Below are 18,323 nucleotides of genomic sequence, written 5' to 3'. Positions count from 1 at the left end.
CTAATATTCTTCTGGGCTGGTAGTTGATTGTTCGGAGTTGGTATCGCCAAAACCCTCAATTCTATCAAGTAAGCCTGTACTTTCTTTCTGCTCTACCAAACTAAAGTAACACAAGGCTGAACATATTATGGGAATGATTAAAAAAACCTGAGCAATGTAACTTGAAAGAGAACTGATAATGGCATAAGATTTAGAAATAGGATTTGATGGGTTGGTAAACGTATTCACCATGGTAATGATAATAGCAGGAAGCTGTACAAAAGTGGTACAGGCATAGGTAATGATCCAAATCACCACTAAAATACCAAAGGTGATCCACCAGTTGTCTTTTAGTAGTTTAAAAGAACGGGTAAAAGAATAGCCTAAAGAAGCGTTTTCTAAAATTAGAATAGGATAAACAAGCGTTACTGCCGGAAAAACGTAAACTCCTGGAAAGAAACAGAATAGCAGACATACGAACAGGAAAACAGTCATAATTACACCACTCCCTAACATTCGAAAAAAGTAGTATTTAAAATAGCTCCAAACTTCTTCTACGGTTACTGGCACATTCCCTTTTTGAATGTATATAGAGATATAGCTTAAAACCGTAACATAAATTGCGGTATAATTAAGCACCATAAAAACGATTAAACCTAAATAATGCCAAGAAAAAATTGCACCCAATCTCGAGTATGGTGTATAATCTCCCGGATTTGCTGCAATGTTAACCAAACGCAATTGTACTACCATTGCATTGGCCATTCCGGCTAAAATAAAAAACCCGCAGAGGTAGATAAATGCTTTTAATAAGGGCTTAAAATTCTGCTTGACAAACAGGAAGGTATCTCCTATAATCTCGCCAAACTCGCGTACTTTTCTAAATTCTACTTTGTCTTTCATGGCAACATATTTTGATTGCGTTTGTATAGTTGGATAGGATAGATAATTACATACCAGATCATAAATGTTAATGATCCGATTAAAATACTAAGGCTTAACCAAATTGGCATTTCGGTATGGCGGGTAATGTAGCCTTCGAAAAAGGCCGCCAAGAGAATAATGGGAATGAGACCCAAGCCAATTTTAGCGGCATCTTTTGCACTGTTTCTAAAAGCCACCAAACGGGTATAAGTTTTAGGGAAAAGCAACCCATGGCCAAGCACTAAGCCTGCCCCTCCGGCAATAATAATAGCCAATATTTCTAGGGTACCATGTATCCAAATTACCAAAATAGATTGTGCACCCAAGCCTTTGCTAAAAAAATAATACTCAAATGCACCCAGCATAATCCCGTTCCTTAACAGAAAAAAAACAGGACCTATGCTAAATAAGGCGCCACTAATTACCATTAATAGCGTTACCCAAGTATTGTTGGCCGCAATGCGAAAAAACATGCTGAACTCGTTGTCTTGTTTGTACACGCCAAAAGGATCTCCTTTGGCAATATTTACATTGGTCATGTTTACATACCCATCGCCTAAAATTAGGCGGATAAAAGTATCATCATATTTAGCAGAAATAGCACCAATACTTGCCGAAATAAAGAAAAAGATAAAAGCATAGCCTATCTGTTTACGGTATTGATGAAAGAGCAGTGGTAGCTCGTATTTCCAAAAACGGATAAAACGACCTGTTTCTTCTTTTTTGTTCTTATAGATAGATTGGTGCAAAACCGAGGCAATGCCATTAAGGTACGCCGTAGTTTTAGATTTAGGATAAAACGTTTTTGCGTAAGCTAAATCGTTGGTAATATCAATAAAACGGTGTGCTAATTCGTCTGGATTGTTAGTTTGTAATTGCTCGTAACTCTTCCATTTTTCAGAATTCTGCTTTACAAACAGCGCTTCTCTCATAAAATTATCTTCCGGTGCTTAAATATTCTGTTAAAATAAAACAAAATTCTTATTAGTCAATAAAAAATAAAAAACCCTATTATATTTGGGCAAATGGAAACAGTAAGAGTAAGTACCAGCCAGCATGTAGATATTGATTACCCTGTTGCGGGCCTAGGAGAAAGGGTTGCAGCCAGATTAATAGACTTTGGGCTGTTTATAGTGGTATTCTTGATCTTTTTGCTTTTCTTTTCCTTAACAGGACTCATCAACTCTGGCCGGATGGTAATCATTGTGATGCTGTTGATATTTGGTGCTGGCTTTGTGTTTTACGACCTGATTTGCGAGATTTTTATGAACGGACAGAGCATTGGCAAGCGACTGTTAAAAATTAAAGTAGTTAGCTTAGATGGCGCTCAGGCTACATTAGGCCAATATTTTATCAGATGGGTTTTTAGAATTGTAGATTTTACCCTAACCTCTTGGGTGGGTGCATTAATTTGTGTAGCGGTAACCGAGAACAAACAACGCATTGGCGATATTGTAGCTGGTACCACTTTAATTAAAACCGTACCCCGTACGCAATTTCAGCATATTGCCTTTCACCCTACAATTGAGGAATATACTCCTGTATTTGATACCGTAAATGAAATGAGCGACCGTGATATTGAACTGATCCACGAAGTGCTCAATACTTATTACAAAACACACAATACCGACCTGATTTACCAAATGGCCGCAAGAGTGAGTACCCGTTTGAGCATTACTATACCAGAGGGAATGAATGAGCTTGAGTTTTTAAAAACTGTGGTTAAGGATTACAACCAGATTACGGCCAAAATATAACAAGCTTATTTAAGCGCTGCCATTACTGCTGGTGCCACTTTTAAAGCCCATTCGTTATACATTTTACCAGAGGGATGCAAGCCATCTGAAGCTACCAATGACAAATCTGTAGCCGCATTTCTAGAACCTGGTGTAATATCTGTATAACTTACACCCATAGCAAGGGTCTCTTCTTTAGCTATCGCATTAAATGCATCAATTTCTTGGGCAATGGTTTGCTGGTTTCTAACCCCCGATTTACCAAATGGTGTTACGCCCCAATCTGGAATGGAAACTACAAAAACCATTTTTTTATTCTTCCCCGCAAAATTGATCGCAGTTTGCAACAACTCTTTAAATTCTTTGCGGTAGGTAGTTTGCGAGTTGCCTCTATATTGGTTATTTACACCAATGAGCAAAGTAACCATATCAAAATTCTGATTGAGATTTTCGGCCTTAATTGCAGCCTGCAGTTCATCAGTTGTCCAACCAGTTTTGGCAATAATTTTTGGCGGAACGATATTTTTACCCATCGTATTTAACTGAGCGGCTAATTGATACGGAAAAGATTCCTTTTGGCTTACGGCCTCGCCAATGGTATAAGAATCGCCAAGGGCTAGGTAAGTTAAGGGGGTACCAATTGTTGGTAGCGTTGGCGTTGTTATCATTGTTTGTTCTGCTTTTTTATCACAGGCCAATAATAAGCATAAAGACAAAAAAATACTACTCCATTTCATATCTTAATTTACGAAAAAAAGCATCCAACAGATGTTGCGCTAATGCAACTGGTGTGTTGCTATCTTATAAGCATAGTTAACTACAACAACAATGCCTGTTGCGATGTACATCAATTTTAGCTCCTTTGCATTTTTATTCCATTTTAAAGTATATACAGTTAATGTGGCCACTGCACTTAATAAAAATGGAATAGCTGGTGGATATAACTGAAAACTCTCTGCTAGCCTTCCATGTACTAAGGCAAGTACCGCACGCTGAAAGCCACAACCCGGACAATCTAAATGGGTAAGGTACTTAAATGGGCAAGGGATTAAAAAATAATCCGCTTTGCCCAATAAGTTAGACAAAGCGGATACAATATAAATGACAAATAGTTGCAATTAAGCTTCTGGATTTGGCGGTGGACTAGGTGGATTGTTAAACGGATCGTTAGGCCGATTAAAAGGATTGTTTCCAAAACCGTTTTGTGCTTCTGCAGCCGAAGGGCCCAAGTATTTAGCGCTTCCGAAACCCAAAATTGGCCAAAACACAAAGCCCAATAAAACAAGACCTACGGTAAAACCTTCATCTTTACCATAACTCTTACTCATAAGGTTGTATAACCAGATGATAAACACAAAGTTGACACAAGGAATTAATAACCATAACAACCAAATGGTAGGTTTCCCTACAATCTCAATCATAATTAAAATATTATAGATTGGGATAATGGCGGCCCAGCCTGGTTTGCCAGCTTTTTCAAAGGTTTTCCATAAACCAATTATGGCAATAACACCTAGTGCAAGGCAAACAAGCCAAATCATTAAAATGATACCAGCAAGTGCGCCAAATGCCGATGAAGAGTAGTCTGATGAATATTCCATAGTTTAATTTTTAGTTATATAAAGATAAGACTTAAACTAAAACATCAAAATATTTTCAATGTTTAAACATTGATAACAAACAACTTACAACAGAACCTTTTATTTTAATTCCTGGAGTAATTTTTTTCTAAAAGTTGAACTGGTTAGTATACTGGCTTCAAAATCGCCAAAGTTTTTGTTAATGAGGGCACTTTCTGTTTGGCTTAGCCCGTTAAAGAAAAACGAACAGGCCAACTGAGCGCCTTTTTTAGGAACCGCATAAAATGCATCTGTTAATATAAAAGCAGTTGAGCCTCCCTTTTGGCCGATGTGGTTAAACTGCGCCTTATTATCTGGATAAGCCATTGGCCATTCTAAAATACTTTCTAGCACAGCTTGAGTTTCTGGAGCGAAAAATTTTCTACCAGCTATTTTTTGCATCAATTGGGCATAATTAGCGGTAGTAGATGCCACCAAGCGATCAGACCATAGCCTTTGTATATTTAAGGATAGGTTAGCGGGATTAAACTTTTTTATAAATGAAGGATCTGTTTTGAGCTTTTGGTGTGCTTCTTCACATTTTTGATGGTATTCGATTGCAGACATTGCCTTTAGCTGTTTGATCCATTCTCCTTCATTAACACCAGTTGGTTTTAAACAAACCATTAAGGCCGAAGCTGTAAAGTAATACAAGGGCTGATGTTCTTTTAGGCCTAGCTCTTTTAAGTTTTTGTTGATATTGGTTAATCCCAGGAGGTCTTGTAAAAATTCGGTATTGGCATTTGAGCTATACATGATCATCCCTTTAGCGATATCTAAAAGTTGAACACTATCTGCAGCACCTTTACCAATAGATTTAAGCCAGCTTGGTTGTGCACCACCATCGGTATTGGGAACATAATATTTGGCCAGATCTTTTACTGCTATTTTGGTAAGTGGCGATATTTTTTTAGCTGTACATTGTTTGGCAAACTCTATGGCAATTATTGTTTTAACTGCACTTGCTAAGGGCATTTGTTGTTTACTGTTAAAATCGATCACTGTTTTACCGTCTTCTATCAGGTAAAGTGAAGCTTTGCTAGGGTTTGCTTTAATAAACTGAATTACTTCATCTAGGTTTTGTGCTTGGGCAGCTGTTTGCACCAAGACTGCAATTAAAAAAAGAAGGCATTTTTTCATTAGCATAGATCCATTTTAAAGAGCACAGCAATGTGGTTTTTTAACTTGTTTTTTACCTCTTCCATATCCAATTCAAAGCCCAGCTCATTTTGCATAGAGGTTACATCTTTATCGTCGATGCCACAGGGAACAATATTTTTGAAATAATTCAAATCGGCATTTACATTAAATGCAAAGCCATGCATGGTTACCCAACGGCTGCAACGTACGCCCATGGCACAAATTTTACGGGCCTTTTCATTATCTGGATCTAACCAAACGCCTGTATAACCGGGGTATCTACCTGCTGAAATTCCATAATCGGCAAGGGTTAAAATCACGGCTTCTTCCAATGTGCGAAGGTAGAGATGGATATCTGTAAAAAAATTATCTAGATCAAGTATGGGGTAGCCTACAATTTGCCCAGGGCCATGGTAAGTAATATCGCCACCGCGGTTAATTTTGTAGTAGGTAGCTTTTTTCTCTTTAAGACCTTGTTCATCTAACAATAAATTTTCTGGATGTCCGCTTTTGCCTAAAGTATACACATGTGGGTGTTCGCAAAAGACCAAGTAATTTGGAGTTGCCAGATTGGTATTTTCGGTTCTATTTTTTGTTTTTAAAGCAACTGTTCCATCAAACAAAACTTCTTGTTTGGTCCATGCATCCTGATAATCTGTTAAACCCCAGTCTATAAACTCAACCGCTTTATTCATTGTATTTAATTACGCAACTACATAACCCAACATGTAATCGTCTTTGGTCTTAAAATAGTTCACTTCCAATTCTTTCAGTCCTTCTGGTAATTCTACCAAAACTTGTAAAGAACCAGCTTCTTTTAGCTTAAATGGTTTAATATGGATATGCTGCTTAAACTCCAATCCTTTTTTACCATGCCATTTGTAAATGGCCTCTTTTGCACACCAGCTTACGTATAAGCCATTGGTATTGTCGCCAATCTGTTTTTGCGCCAATTCTATATCCGACAAAAATTTATGTTTGATACTTTTAATTTTGTGCTTGATCAGTTCAATATCTACCCCAACTTTTTTATCCTTGCTGATAATTACTGCAGCATAATCGTAAGAGTGGCTTAAAGAAATATGGGTATCTGAATTTACCAGGTAAGGCTTGCCATGTTCATCCATTCTGCAATCGATATAATCGGCAGTGTTTAACATGGTTCTTAATAATACTCTGGTACTTAACCAATGTAATGCTCTTTTCCCATTACTTAAAGAAGCGATCACATCTAGCTCGTGCTGTTTCAGTTGTAAGCTAGAAATGAGTTGTTCTTCCGTTTCTTCAATTTTCCATACAGCTAGTATGGTTTCATCATCAATTCTTTTATTGAAAACTATTGGCATGTCTTATTTAGAAAATCAATACAAAAGTATCTTAAATTAATCATAATTTAGTCCAAAATACTTCACAAAAATGATACTCTCTGATAAACGAATACTTGAGGAAATAGATAAGGGCACCATCATTATCGAACCATTTAAAATAGACTGTTTAGGTACAAACTCTTACGACGTACACTTAGGCAAATATTTAGCTACTTATACCGACCGTGTTTTAGATGCCAAAGCACATAATAAAATAGACCATTTCGAGATTCCAAAAGAAGGTTACGTTTTACAGCCAGGCACTTTATACCTTGGTGTAACCTTAGAATATACAGAAACGCATGCGCATGTTCCGTTTTTAGAAGGGAAAAGCAGTACCGGCCGATTGGGAATTGATATCCATGCCACAGCAGGTAAGGGAGATGTAGGTTTTTGCAATACTTGGACTTTAGAAATTTCTTGTGCACAACCCGTTCGTATCTATGCAGGTATGCCCATTGGACAATTAATTTATTTTGCGGTTGATGGCAGTATCACCAACATGTACAACACCAAAGACAATGCAAAGTACAACAACAAAACTACCAAACCAGTAGAGAGCATGATGTTTAAAAATACATTTTAGGCACACCAACTAAATTTTTAATTCGATTATTTCTATAAAGCCTTATGTTTTCGTAACTTAAGGCTTTATTATTTGGTAATGAAAAGGAACTTAGTCATTTTATCCGTTGCATTTCTTGCTTTTTTTAGTCTTTCGGCATTTATAACTGACAATGATCCTTTGGCAGCCTTGCTCAAAAAACTGGAAGAGTATACCAAAAAATATCCTCAAGAAAAGGTACACCTCCACTTAGACAAACCTTATTATGCTGCAGGTGACGATATCTGGTTCAAAGCTTACATTGTAGACAGTCGAACATCAGAACCCACCGCCATTAGCAATATCCTTTATGTAGAACTGATCAATGATAGGGACTCCATTGCCAAACAGATTAAACTATCGGTAGAAGCAGGCATCTCTTGGGGCGACTTTAAGCTAGCAGACACCCTGAGCGAGGGCAATTACAGAATAAGGGCTTACACTCAATGGATGAGGAATGCTGGAACAGAATTCTTTTTTGACAAGACGGTAAAGATTGGAAGCTCTTGGAACAACGAAGTATTTGTTAAGGCAACAAACCTTTTAAGCACCGAAGGAGGTAACAATAAAATAACCAGCACCATTAAATTTACCGATAAACAAGGTAACCCCTATGCCAATGCTGCAGTAAACTACCAGGCACAGGCCAACAATAAAACCATTACCAAGGGTAAAGGAATAACCAATGGCAATGGAGAACTGATCATTAATACCAATAATAACCAGCTAGGTAAATCAGGTAAAATCATTGCAGCCATTACCGTAAACAAACAGAAAATTGTAAAACGCATTCCTCTTAAAACTACATCAAACAGTGTAGATGTACAGTTCTTTCCAGAGGGGGGATCGCTAATAGAGGGCTTACCAACAAAAATTGGGTTAAAAGCAATCAATACCGTGGGTATGGGCGAAGATATTAGCGGAACCGTTGTTGATAGTGACGGTGCTGAAATTTTAAAGTTCGAGACCACTCATCTAGGAATGGGTTCATTTCTCTTGAGCCCAACTGCTGGAAAGACCTATATGGCCAAGGTAAAGTTTGCCAATGGCACCGAGAAAACCTTCACTCTACCTAAAATAGAAAAAAGTGGCTATGCGCTCTCTATCAATAATACAGATACAGCCAAGGTGGCCGTAAAGGTAATGCTAAGCGCAGACCTGCTCAATAATGGAGAACTCAAGTTGGTTGCCCAGCACAATGGAGTAGTTTATTTTTCAAGTACTGTACCTACCTCTAAACAAGTGGTATCGGTAGCGGTAGCTAAAAGTGCATTGCTATCGGGCATTACCCAGTTTACCCTTTTTTCTCCAGCTAACATTCCGGTAAGCGAACGCATTGTATTTATAGACAATAGCAACAACAAAATCAATCTAGAGGTACAGCAGCTCAACTCAAGTTATCTTAAAAAGGGAAAAGTTGACCTTGCCCTTACCGCCACCAACAACAACAAACCCATACAGGGAAGTTTTTCTGTTGCGGTAACTAATACAGCTACGGTAACACCAGACCTAGAAAACGAAAGCAATATTTTAACCAGACTTTTATTAACTGGTGATCTGGTTGGTTATGTAGAAAAACCCAATTATTATTTTTTAGCTAACGATTCTAAAACCCAGACCGCACTAGACAACCTGATGCTAACTCAGGGCTGGCGCAAAATCAATTGGAAACTGGTTGATGATAACCAAGAACCTGTTATTTCCTTTCAGCCAGAAAAGACGGTAAAGATCAGTGGTAGAATTACCAGAGGTGGAGAACCTGTGGCTAATGGAAAAGTTGCGCTTTTCTCGGCATCTGATGGCCTTTTTGCAATTGACACCTTGAGCAATGCCAAGGGAGAATTCAACTTTGACCAAATTATATTTACAGATAGTGCCAAATTTGTGGTACAGGCCAGAACCGAAAAAGGCAAAAAAAATATACAGATAGACCTCGATTTGGTTCCTGGACAGGCGGTAACCCCGAACGAAAATACAGGCGATGTAGTGGTAAATGTTCAGGAAACCATGATGCCCTACCTGAACCAGAGCAATGATTATTTTGAGGAACAGCACAAAAAAGGACTCAAGGACCGAACCATTATGCTCGACGAGATCAAAGTAATAGAAAAGAAAAACATAGCCCCTGGATCTAAGAACCTGAATGGCCCTGGAAATGCAGATTATGTCCTTACGGCCAAACAACTGAAAACTGCCTATTCTTTAGCTCAATATATTGGTGCCCGTAGGCTTCCAGGTGTTACCCTTAGGGGGGGGCAAGCTTATTTGAAGGCTGGACCTATGAGCGTTTTTTTGGATGGGAGTAAGATGTCTCATGATTTTAAATTGAGCGAGCTAATTGATAGTGATATAGAAAGCGTTGAGGTTTTAAGATATGAATGGTATACCGCCATGTATGGTTTTGACGGAGGTAATGGCGTTTTGGTCATTACCACTAAAGGAGCAGCTGGCACAAGAATTTACCATAGATATACCCCTGGCATAGTAACCTTTGAACCAAAGGGCCTTTACGCAGAGCGGCAGTTCTACTCTCCGAAATACGATGTAGAACCTAGTGACAAGCCCGACCTGAGAACAACCGTATATTGGAACCCAAACCTGATTTCTGATAGCAGTACCGGCAAATTAGCTTTTAATTATTTCAATGCAGATCAAATAGGCACCTACAGGGTGGTAATAGAAGGAATTGACATGGATGGTAATCTGGCCAGAAAGGTCTACACGTATCAAGTTAACTAATATGAACAAAAAAATAATTTTTCTTTTCTTCAGCTTTCTCGCTCTCATCAGTTTTTCTGCTTTTGTTGCAGCAGACGATCCTTTGGCAACTTTGCTGAAAAAGCTGGAAGAGTTTACCAAAAAATATCCTCAAGAAAAGGTATATCTCCATTTAGATAAACCCTATTATGCTGTAGGTGATAACATTTGGTTCAAGGCCTATGTAATTGATGGCAAAACATCAGCACCATCTACGTTGAGTAATATTCTTTATGTAGAGTTGATCAATGAAAGAGACTCTATTACCAAACAGCTTAAACTGCCCATGGAAAGTGGAATTACCTGGGGCGACTTTAAGCTTGCCGATACCTTAGCAGATGGAAATTACAGGATCAGGGCTTATACCCAATGGATGAGAAATGCTGGGCCTGATTTCTTTTTCGACAAAACCATCAAAATTGGCAACGCTTGGGCCAACGAAGTATTTACCAAAACAACAAATGTATTAAGTACCGAAGGCAATACCGACAAAGTAAGCAGCACCATTCAATTTACCGATAAGAAAGGCAGTCCTTATGCAAATACGCAAGTGATTTATGAAGCTTTGATCGGCAATAAAATTGTTGCTAGGGGTAAAGAGCTCACCAATGGCAATGGAGAAGTTGTCATCCATATCAACAATAACCAAGCAGGTAAATCGGGTAAAATAATTGCCTCTATTATGGTTGATAAGCAAAAAATTGTGAAAAGCATTCCTATTAAAACTACTTCCACTGCTGTAGATGTTCAGTTTTTTCCGGAGGGTGGTACGCTTGTAGAAGGATTACCAAGTAAAATTGGGATCAAAGCAATTAATGCAATTGGTTTAGGCGAAAACATCAGTGGCCAAGTGATAGACAATGATGGTTCAGAAGTTTTAACGTTTGAGACTACCCATCTAGGAATGGGATCGCTCTTCTTGAGCCCGGTTGCTGGCAAAACCTATTCGGCCAAAGTAAAGTTTGCCAATGGAAGCGAAAAAACTATCCCACTACCCAAAGTAGAAAAAAGTGGTTATGCACTCTCTATTAACAATAATGATAGTGCTAAAGTAGCTGTAAAAGTAATGTTAACTGCTGATCTATTGAACAAAGGCGAGCTGAAATTGGTAGCCCAACACAATGGTGGTGTTTATTTCTCAAGTACAATACCTACCACCAAACAAATTGCTTTGCTCTCTATGCCCAAAAAGGAATTCATTTCTGGCATTACCCAATTTACACTCTTCAATGCAGACAATGTTCCGATAAGTGAGCGAATTATATTTATAGCAAACAATAGCGATCAAATTAAGTTAGATGCTCAAAATCTACAATCGAGCTATACTAAAAGAGGTAAAGTAGATTTAAATTTTATTGCTACAAATAACAATAAACCTTTGCAGGGTAGTTTCTCTGTTGCAGTAACCAATACATCGGCAGTTACTCCTGATCTAGAAAACGAAAGCAATATTCTAACCAGACTCTTGTTGACAGCAGATTTGGTTGGTTATGTAGAAAAGCCCAATTATTATTTCTTAAATCATGATTTAAAAACACAAACCGCATTAGACAATTTGATGCTTACCCAAGGTTGGCGTAAAATTAATTGGAAGCTAATTAATGATAATCAAATGCCTTTTCTTGCTTACCAGCCAGAAAAAACAATGAAGATAAGTGGAAAAATTACCAAAGGTGGCAAACCTGTTGTTAATGGTAAAGTGATGCTCTTTTCAACTTCTGGAGGCTTTTTTACAACCGACACTTTGAGCAATGCCAAAGGTGAATTTAGCTTTGACGATATTTCTTTTAGAGATAGTACCCGATTTGTTGTACAAGCCAGAACAGATAAGAACAATAAAAATGTACAAATAGATCTTGATATCGTTCCGGGGCAAGTAGTAACACCTAATAAAAATACCGGCGATGTAGAAATCAATGTAAACGAGGTATTGATGCCTTATTTAAACCAGAGCAACAGCTACTTTGATGAGCAATATAAAATGGGTTTAATGAACCGTACCATTATGCTCAAAGAAATCAAAGTTGTAGAGCAGAAAGTGTCGGCACCAAATTCGCAAAATCTAAATGGCGCTGGTAATGCTGATGCCGTAATTACGGCCAAAGACTTGCAAAACTCCTTCTCATTATCGCAATATCTATCTGGCAGACTTGCGGGCATTACCGTACGCAATGGCAAGGCCTATTTAAGATCGGGGGCACGACCAATGAGCATTAATTTAGATGGGATGACCATGAGTGATGATTTTATGCTTGATGATATAGTGGTACAAGATATAGAAACTGTTGAGGTTTTAAAAAATATTGGGAACACTGCAATATACGGTTCTGCAGGTGCAGGTGGTGTGTTGGTCATCACAACTAAACGTGGGGCTGGTACTAGCGATTATAATAGGTATGCCCCTGGCATTGTAACTTATTCGCCAAAAGGATTTTATGTCAATCGTGAATTCTATTCACCAAAATATGATGCAAACCCAGATCCTAAACCCGATCTAAGAACCACTGTTTATTGGAATCCACATCTGGTTTCGAATATTGAAGGGAAAGCCACATTAACCTATTACAACACAGACCAACCGGGTACTTATAGAATAGTGATAGAAGGAATTGATGTTGCTGGTAATTTGGCAAGAAGAGTTTATACTTACCAAGTAAATTGATATGCGTAAAAAACTTGCCATCCTTATTTTTAGCTTAATTAGCAGCATCTCTCTATCCGCTTTTGTAACAGATGATGACCCATTTACGGCCTTGCTTAAAAAGCTGGCCGAATACACCAAAAAGTATCCTCAGGAAAAAGTATACCTCCATTTAGACAAGCCCTATTATGGCATTGGAGATAACATCTGGTTCAAGGCCTATGTGGTAGACAGTAGAACCTCAGAGCCAACTACTACAAGTAACATTTTATATGTAGAGCTCATTAACGATAGGGATTCATTACAGAAACAGCTCAAACTACCCATGCAGGCAGGTATTACCTGGGGCGATTTTAAACTGCCAGATTCGCTAAGTGAGGGAAACTATCGCATCAGGGCCTATACCCAGTACATGCGCAATGCCGGTCCAGATTTTTTCTTTGATAAGACCATTAAAATTGGCAATGCCCTAACCAACAAGGTATTTACCCAAACCAGTTATCAGTATACCACTGAGAACAATGTAGAAAAAGTGAACAGTAAAATCCTGTTCAGCGATAAAAATGGAAAAGCCTTTGCCAATACAGAGATTGGCTACAATGTTGAGCTAAACGATAAGAATGTTTTTAAGGGCAAGGGGCTAACCAATGCCAACGGAGAGATCAATATTGCTTTTTTAAACACCCAGCCAAGTTTAGTTAAATCTGGAAGGATCATTGCCTCAATTTTGGTCGATGGACAAAAGATCACCAAGTTCATCCCCATCAAAACAACGGCTAAGGCAATTGATGTACAGTTCTTCCCAGAAAGTGGGTCGCTCATTGCCGATCTGCCCGCTAAGATTGCCATCAAAGTGGTCAACTCTAACGGCCTTGGAGAAAACGTAAGTGGAACCATTATAGACAACGATGGGGCTGAGGTACTAGCTTTCGAAACCACCCATTTGGGCATGGGCTCTTTTTCTTTAACCCCTGCAGCCACAAAAACATACAGTGCCAAGGTAAAAATGGTCGATGGTACTGAAAAAACAATCCAGCTCCCTAAACTGGAGAAGAGTGGATACCTGTTAACTGTAAACAATGCCGATAGCCTTAAGATGGGCATTAAGGTATTGCTAACTGCCGACCTGCTGAACAAGGGCGAACTTAACCTGGTGGCACAGCACAATGGCAATGTCTATTTTACCACCAAGGTACCTACCGGCAAACAGATTGCAGCGGTAACCATCCCTAAAAACGAACTTCCATCGGGCATTATACAGTTGACCCTCTTCTCGCCAGAAAACATCCCTGTTGCCGAACGTTTAACTTTTGTAAACAATGTAAACGATAAAATAGCACTCGAAATACAGCACCTCAAGCCCAGTTATGGCAAAAGGGAAAAGGCAGCTTTAACACTATTGGCTTCCAATCAGGCCAAGCCCCTACAAGGTAGTTTCTCCGTATCGGTTACCAATGCATCTGTAGTTACTCCCGATCCAGAGAACGAGAGCAATATCTTAACAGGGCTTTTATTAACTTCAGATCTGGTAGGCTATGTAGAAAAACCTAACTACTACTTCCTGAACAATGATGTTAAGGCCAGAGCGGCTTTAGATAATTTACTGCTTACCCAAGGTTGGCGTAAAATAGACTGGAAAGCAATTGACAATGCCCAGTTGCCAGCTATTAATTTCCCTGCAGAAAAGAGCATGAAGGTGAGTGGCACCATTACCAATGGTGGAAAACCAGTTGTAAAGGGCAAGGTCTCTCTTTTTTCTTCTTCTAGTGGCATTTTTGCTACCGATACCCTTACCGATGCCAACGGGCGTTTTGACTTTGACAAGATCGCTTTCAAGGACAGCACCAGGTTTACCATAAAAGCGGTAACCAGCAAGGACAATAAGAATGTGAGGATTAAGATGGACGATGCCCTACCACAGGCCATTACCATCAATAAAAACTTTGGAGATATAGAGCCCAACATCAATGTGGCCATTAAAGAGTACCTCATAAAAAGCAACGATTTCTTTGAGGAGCAATCCAATAAGGGTTTTCTTAGCCGTACAAATATGCTCAAACAGGTTGAGGTAGTTAAAAAAGTGAACAAAGCACCCAATTCTTCCAACTTGAATGGCGGCGGCAATGCAGACGCTGTGTTTTCTGCAGACGAACTTGAGAAGACCCCTTCCCTAACCCATTTTTTGCAAGGTAGGGTTGCTGGTATTCAGTTATATAATGGTGCTTTTTATTTAACAAAGAATAATCCCGGAATGACATTGCCGCTGACCGTTAATGCTCCACAACCAATGATGGTTATTGTTGATGGCGTAAATCTGAATCTTGGTGAGGAAAAATTGCCAGAAGATAAGTCTCCCAGTGCTTCTATTGATGACATTACGTTATTGGATATTGAAAGCGTTGAAATTTTAAAATCTGTTGGCACCACTGCTGCTTATGGCACAAGTAATGGTGTAATTGTAATTACCACAAAAACCGGAAAAGGAAGAAGCGATTTTAACCGTTATGCACCGGGTATGTTAAGCTATGCACCAAAAGGATTTTATGTAAACAGACAGTTCTACTCGCCAAAATATGATGTTAAACCAGATAACAAACCAGATTTAAGAACCACCGTTTTTTGGGACCCACATTTGATTTCTGATGTTAATGGAAAAATACAGCTCGATTATTTTAACACCGATCAGGTTGGAAACTATAGAATTGTAATTGAGGGTATTGATGCTGTTGGTAACCTGGCTAGAAAAGTATTTACCTACAAAATTAATTGACCCCAGAACTCTGGTGACATAAAAAGAGAAATTACATCATAACTATACAAGCTATCAATAATCTTGGTAATTTGGCTCGAAAGGTTTATACTTACGAAGTAAAATAACAATTATGAAAACGATCGAAGTTACGATAAAAGACCGCTTGGCAATTATTACACTTAACCGTGGAAAATCTAATTCATTAAACCGCGAAATGGTAATTGAATTAACAGATATGTTAACCAATATAGACAACGATCCAAATATTGGTGGTGCTATGATTACTGGTAAAGAACATTTCTTTTCTGCTGGCTTAGATCTAATTGAGCTTTATAATTACAATGAGCAGGAGGCCAAAAGTTTTTGGGATTTATTTTTAAATTTTATTTCCAAAATTACCTCCTTTAAAAAACCGCTCATTGCTGCTATTAATGGTCATAGCCCCGCTGGTGGTTGTGTAATTGCTCTTGCTTGCGATGCAAGGGTAATGGCCGAAGGAAAATACATTATAGGCTTAAATGAGGTACCTGTTGGAATTATTGTTCCGAATAGCATTTTTAATCTGTACGCATTCTGGTTGGGTAAAGCAAATGCAACCAGAAGTTTGTTAGAAGGTAAGTTATTTAATCCTGATGAAGCCTTAGCCATTGGCCTTGTTGATGAATTGGTTAACCCAGAAAGTATTTTAACCGCAGCAGAACGTAAAGCCAGAAAGTATATGGCCTACGAAAGAAATACATGGTCGCAAAGCAAATTGAATATACGCAGAGAGCTAATTGCAAGTACAAACGCCGACCAAAGTGCAGACCTAGAGGTGATGTTAAAACAATGGTGGTCACCAAGTACAAGAGCTATTCTAAAAACAATTATCGATAGCCTTCAACAAAAAAAGGCCTAAAATTTTAAACAACCTAAGTTGTAATTTTCTTATTTAAAATTTAAACTACCATGTATAATCAACCGATGTTAAGAGACGATGCGTTAAAAGGCAAAACCATTGTAGTAACTGGTGGCGGCACAGGCCTGGGCAAGGCAATGGGAACATATTTCCTAAAGCTTGGCGCCAACTTAGTCATCACGAGCCGTAAACTAGAGGTACTTCAAAAAACTGCAAATGAGATGTCGGCAGAAACTGGCGGACAGGTTTTAGCCGTACAATGTGATGTGAGAGATTATGCCCAGGTAGAAAATGTTTTAGCACAAACCATCCAAAAATTCGGAAAAGTTGATGGACTATTAAATAATGCTGCTGGCAATTTTATTTCGCCAACGGAACGTTTATCTGCCAATGCATTTTCGAGCATTATCGACATTGTTTTAAAAGGAACTGTAAACTGTACCCTGGCATTTGGCAAACATTGGATTGCAGCTAAACAACCTGCCAGTATTTTAAATATTGTAACCACTTACGCATTTACAGGCTCTGCTTATGTAGTGCCCTCTGCTTGTGCAAAAGGTGGTGTTTTAGCCATGACAAGGTCACTAGCAGTAGAATGGGGTAAATATGGCATTCGATCTAACGCTATTGCTCCAGGCCCATTCCCTACCAAAGGGGCTTGGGATAGGTTGTTACCTGGAGATTTGGCCGAGAAATTCGATTTCAAAAACCGTGTCCCTTTAAAGCGAGTAGGCGAAAATCAAGAATTGGCCAATTTAGCGGCATTCTTGATCAGCGATTTTGCAGGCTACATCAATGGCGAAGTGATTACCATAGATGGTGGCGAGTGGCTACAAGGCGCTGGTCAGATGAATGGTTTAGAAGCTATCCCTAACGAAATGTGGGACATGCTTGAACAAATGACCAGATCGGCAAAGGGCAGCTAAATAGCTTGACCATTAATTCATCACGAATTTTTAAAAATAACTTCGGTGGCCCCGAACCCAAACTTTTCTTTGCGAGCATCCATAAAGGTTTTTACCTGAGGGTGCTTGCTAATGATTTTATGGATATGATGCCTTAAAGTACCGTTTCCAACACCATGAATAAAAATGATAGAAGGCAGTTGATGAACAATGGCAGCATCTAACATTTGTTGGAAATGGGCCAACTGGATATTGATGATCTCAGATTCTGCTAAGAACTGATGATCATCTCTTAACTTTTCAATGTGCAGGTCTATTTCATTACCGGGAATTTTAACCTCTTGTTTCACTTCTGACCCTCTAAAAAAGCTCTCTTTTAGCTTTTGTGCATCTATTAACGGCACAGGTTCATCTAGTTGTAACAACCATGCATATTTATTGATCTCTTTTACCTCTTTTTTAGCGCCATTAAAATCTTTTGATTTAAACTTTTTAATGATTGCCAATGGCGATTTAGGTTTCAGGTTAGTTGTGGTAAAACATAGAATCTGAAAAATAAACTCTGGCCAGATTTCAATATCTGCAAGGTTGGCGCTATAAATCTGTTGCGTGGTTTGAGGTTGAATAGTGCTGGCGAACTCCCCTCTATAAGCTCCTTTTTTATCGGTAGTTAAGCTCAATAATAACTGATAAGAAGTCCTATTGATCAATGTAAAATGGACTACTGCACTGGCTTTATGGTCTTCGGCTACTGCCAAAAATATACCTGTATCTTTAAATTCTGCTGTGGCAATTACAGGTTGTTGTTGATCGTTTCCTCGAACAACAGCGCCAGAAGAATGTCCATGTACATGGGTAAGGTTACTGATGGCTACGGGTATTTCAAAACCATCTGTATCGGTAACGCCCAGTGTAAGTGCATCAATTATTCGGGTAATATAGCCTTCTCGTTTTTCGTCAACAAAACGGACAAAATCGCCAAGTTTAAAATTCATGTTTCT

At 38.7% G+C, this 18,323-nt stretch carries 16 protein-coding genes; 7 read left to right on the top strand and 9 right to left on the bottom strand.

Annotated elements, in window-relative coordinates; genetic code table 11:
- Together AQF98_RS18050 and AQF98_RS18045 are read right to left on the bottom strand one after the other, a co-directional pair.
- Window positions 1-882, bottom strand: coding sequence for a hypothetical protein (locus AQF98_RS18050; RefSeq protein ID WP_055133360.1), 882 nt, complete (start codon window positions 880-882; stop codon window positions 1-3).
- Window positions 879-1,835 (bottom strand): stage II sporulation protein M, encoded by a 957-nt coding sequence (locus AQF98_RS18045; RefSeq protein WP_055133359.1) that lies wholly within the window; start codon window positions 1,833-1,835, stop codon window positions 879-881. The genes AQF98_RS18050 and AQF98_RS18045 overlap by 4 nt, the downstream gene beginning before the upstream one ends.
- Before the next feature lie 93 nt (window positions 1,836-1,928).
- Between AQF98_RS18045 and AQF98_RS18040 the strand changes: the two genes are divergently transcribed.
- Window positions 1,929-2,660, top strand: a complete 732-nt coding sequence (locus tag AQF98_RS18040) for an RDD family protein (RefSeq protein WP_055133358.1) — start codon at window positions 1,929-1,931, stop codon at window positions 2,658-2,660.
- A gap of 5 nt (window positions 2,661-2,665) precedes the next feature.
- On the opposite strand, the gene AQF98_RS18035 is transcribed toward AQF98_RS18040, so the two are convergent.
- From AQF98_RS18035 to AQF98_RS18010, 6 genes are all read right to left on the bottom strand, one after another.
- A complete protein-coding gene (locus tag AQF98_RS18035; RefSeq protein ID WP_055133357.1) occupies window positions 2,666-3,376 on the bottom strand; it encodes an SGNH/GDSL hydrolase family protein in 711 nt (236 codons plus the stop codon).
- A gap of 39 nt (window positions 3,377-3,415) precedes the next feature.
- A complete protein-coding gene (locus AQF98_RS18030) occupies window positions 3,416-3,724 on the bottom strand; it encodes a DUF2752 domain-containing protein (protein WP_235524262.1) in 309 nt (102 codons plus the stop codon).
- Between the two features lie 33 nt (window positions 3,725-3,757).
- Entirely contained in the window at window positions 3,758-4,240 is a 483-nt protein-coding gene (locus tag AQF98_RS18025) for a DUF5684 domain-containing protein (protein ID WP_055133356.1), read from the bottom strand.
- Window positions 4,241-4,339: 99 nt separating this feature from the next.
- Window positions 4,340-5,398, bottom strand: coding sequence for a serine hydrolase (locus tag AQF98_RS18020; RefSeq protein WP_055133355.1), 1,059 nt, complete (start codon window positions 5,396-5,398; stop codon window positions 4,340-4,342).
- Window positions 5,398-6,093: a lipoyl(octanoyl) transferase LipB gene (gene lipB, locus AQF98_RS18015; RefSeq protein ID WP_055133354.1), complete on the bottom strand. Its 696-nt coding sequence runs from the start codon at window positions 6,091-6,093 to the stop codon at window positions 5,398-5,400. The genes AQF98_RS18020 and lipB overlap by 1 nt, the downstream gene beginning before the upstream one ends.
- A 9-nt stretch (window positions 6,094-6,102) precedes the next feature.
- Complete coding sequence (locus tag AQF98_RS18010) at window positions 6,103-6,744, bottom strand: 4'-phosphopantetheinyl transferase superfamily protein (RefSeq protein ID WP_055133353.1); 642 nt, start codon at window positions 6,742-6,744, stop codon at window positions 6,103-6,105.
- Window positions 6,745-6,814: 70 nt separating this feature from the next.
- Here AQF98_RS18010 and dcd point away from each other — a divergent pair, with 70 nt between their 5' ends.
- The 6 genes from dcd (at window position 6,815) to AQF98_RS17980 (ending at window position 17,343) form a co-directional block, all read left to right on the top strand.
- On the top strand, window positions 6,815-7,351 hold the full coding sequence (gene dcd, locus AQF98_RS18005; RefSeq protein ID WP_055133352.1) for a dCTP deaminase: 537 nt from the start codon (window positions 6,815-6,817) through the stop codon (window positions 7,349-7,351).
- Window positions 7,352-7,429: 78 nt separating this feature from the next.
- The gene (locus AQF98_RS18000; protein ID WP_235524261.1) at window positions 7,430-10,108 is read left to right on the top strand and encodes a TonB-dependent receptor; all 2,679 of its coding nucleotides are present in this window, start codon (window positions 7,430-7,432) and stop codon (window positions 10,106-10,108) included.
- Window position 10,109: 1 nt separating this feature from the next.
- Window positions 10,110-12,788: a TonB-dependent receptor gene (locus tag AQF98_RS17995; RefSeq protein ID WP_055133560.1), complete on the top strand. Its 2,679-nt coding sequence runs from the start codon at window positions 10,110-10,112 to the stop codon at window positions 12,786-12,788.
- A 1-nt stretch (window position 12,789) separates the two neighbouring features.
- Complete coding sequence (locus AQF98_RS17990) at window positions 12,790-15,537, top strand: TonB-dependent receptor (protein WP_055133351.1); 2,748 nt, start codon at window positions 12,790-12,792, stop codon at window positions 15,535-15,537.
- A gap of 112 nt (window positions 15,538-15,649) precedes the next feature.
- Window positions 15,650-16,417 (top strand): enoyl-CoA hydratase/isomerase family protein, encoded by a 768-nt coding sequence (locus AQF98_RS17985; RefSeq protein WP_055133350.1) that lies wholly within the window; start codon window positions 15,650-15,652, stop codon window positions 16,415-16,417.
- A 50-nt stretch (window positions 16,418-16,467) separates the two neighbouring features.
- Complete coding sequence (locus AQF98_RS17980; RefSeq protein WP_055133349.1) at window positions 16,468-17,343, top strand: SDR family oxidoreductase; 876 nt, start codon at window positions 16,468-16,470, stop codon at window positions 17,341-17,343.
- A 20-nt stretch (window positions 17,344-17,363) separates the two neighbouring features.
- Here the strand turns inward: AQF98_RS17980 and AQF98_RS17975 are convergent, their stop codons facing one another.
- Window positions 17,364-18,317 carry a Smr/MutS family protein gene (locus tag AQF98_RS17975; protein ID WP_055133348.1) on the bottom strand — a complete coding sequence of 318 codons (954 nt, stop codon included), beginning with the start codon at window positions 18,315-18,317 and terminating at the stop codon, window positions 17,364-17,366.
- Window positions 18,318-18,323: the final 6 nt, after the last annotated feature.

Origin of the sequence: Pedobacter sp. Hv1, from assembly GCF_001412215.1 — a bacterium.
Classification (GTDB): domain Bacteria; phylum Bacteroidota; class Bacteroidia; order Sphingobacteriales; family Sphingobacteriaceae; genus Pedobacter.
The sequence above is the reverse complement of the archived record's forward strand: the minus strand, read 5'-3'. Positions and strand labels throughout refer to the sequence as shown.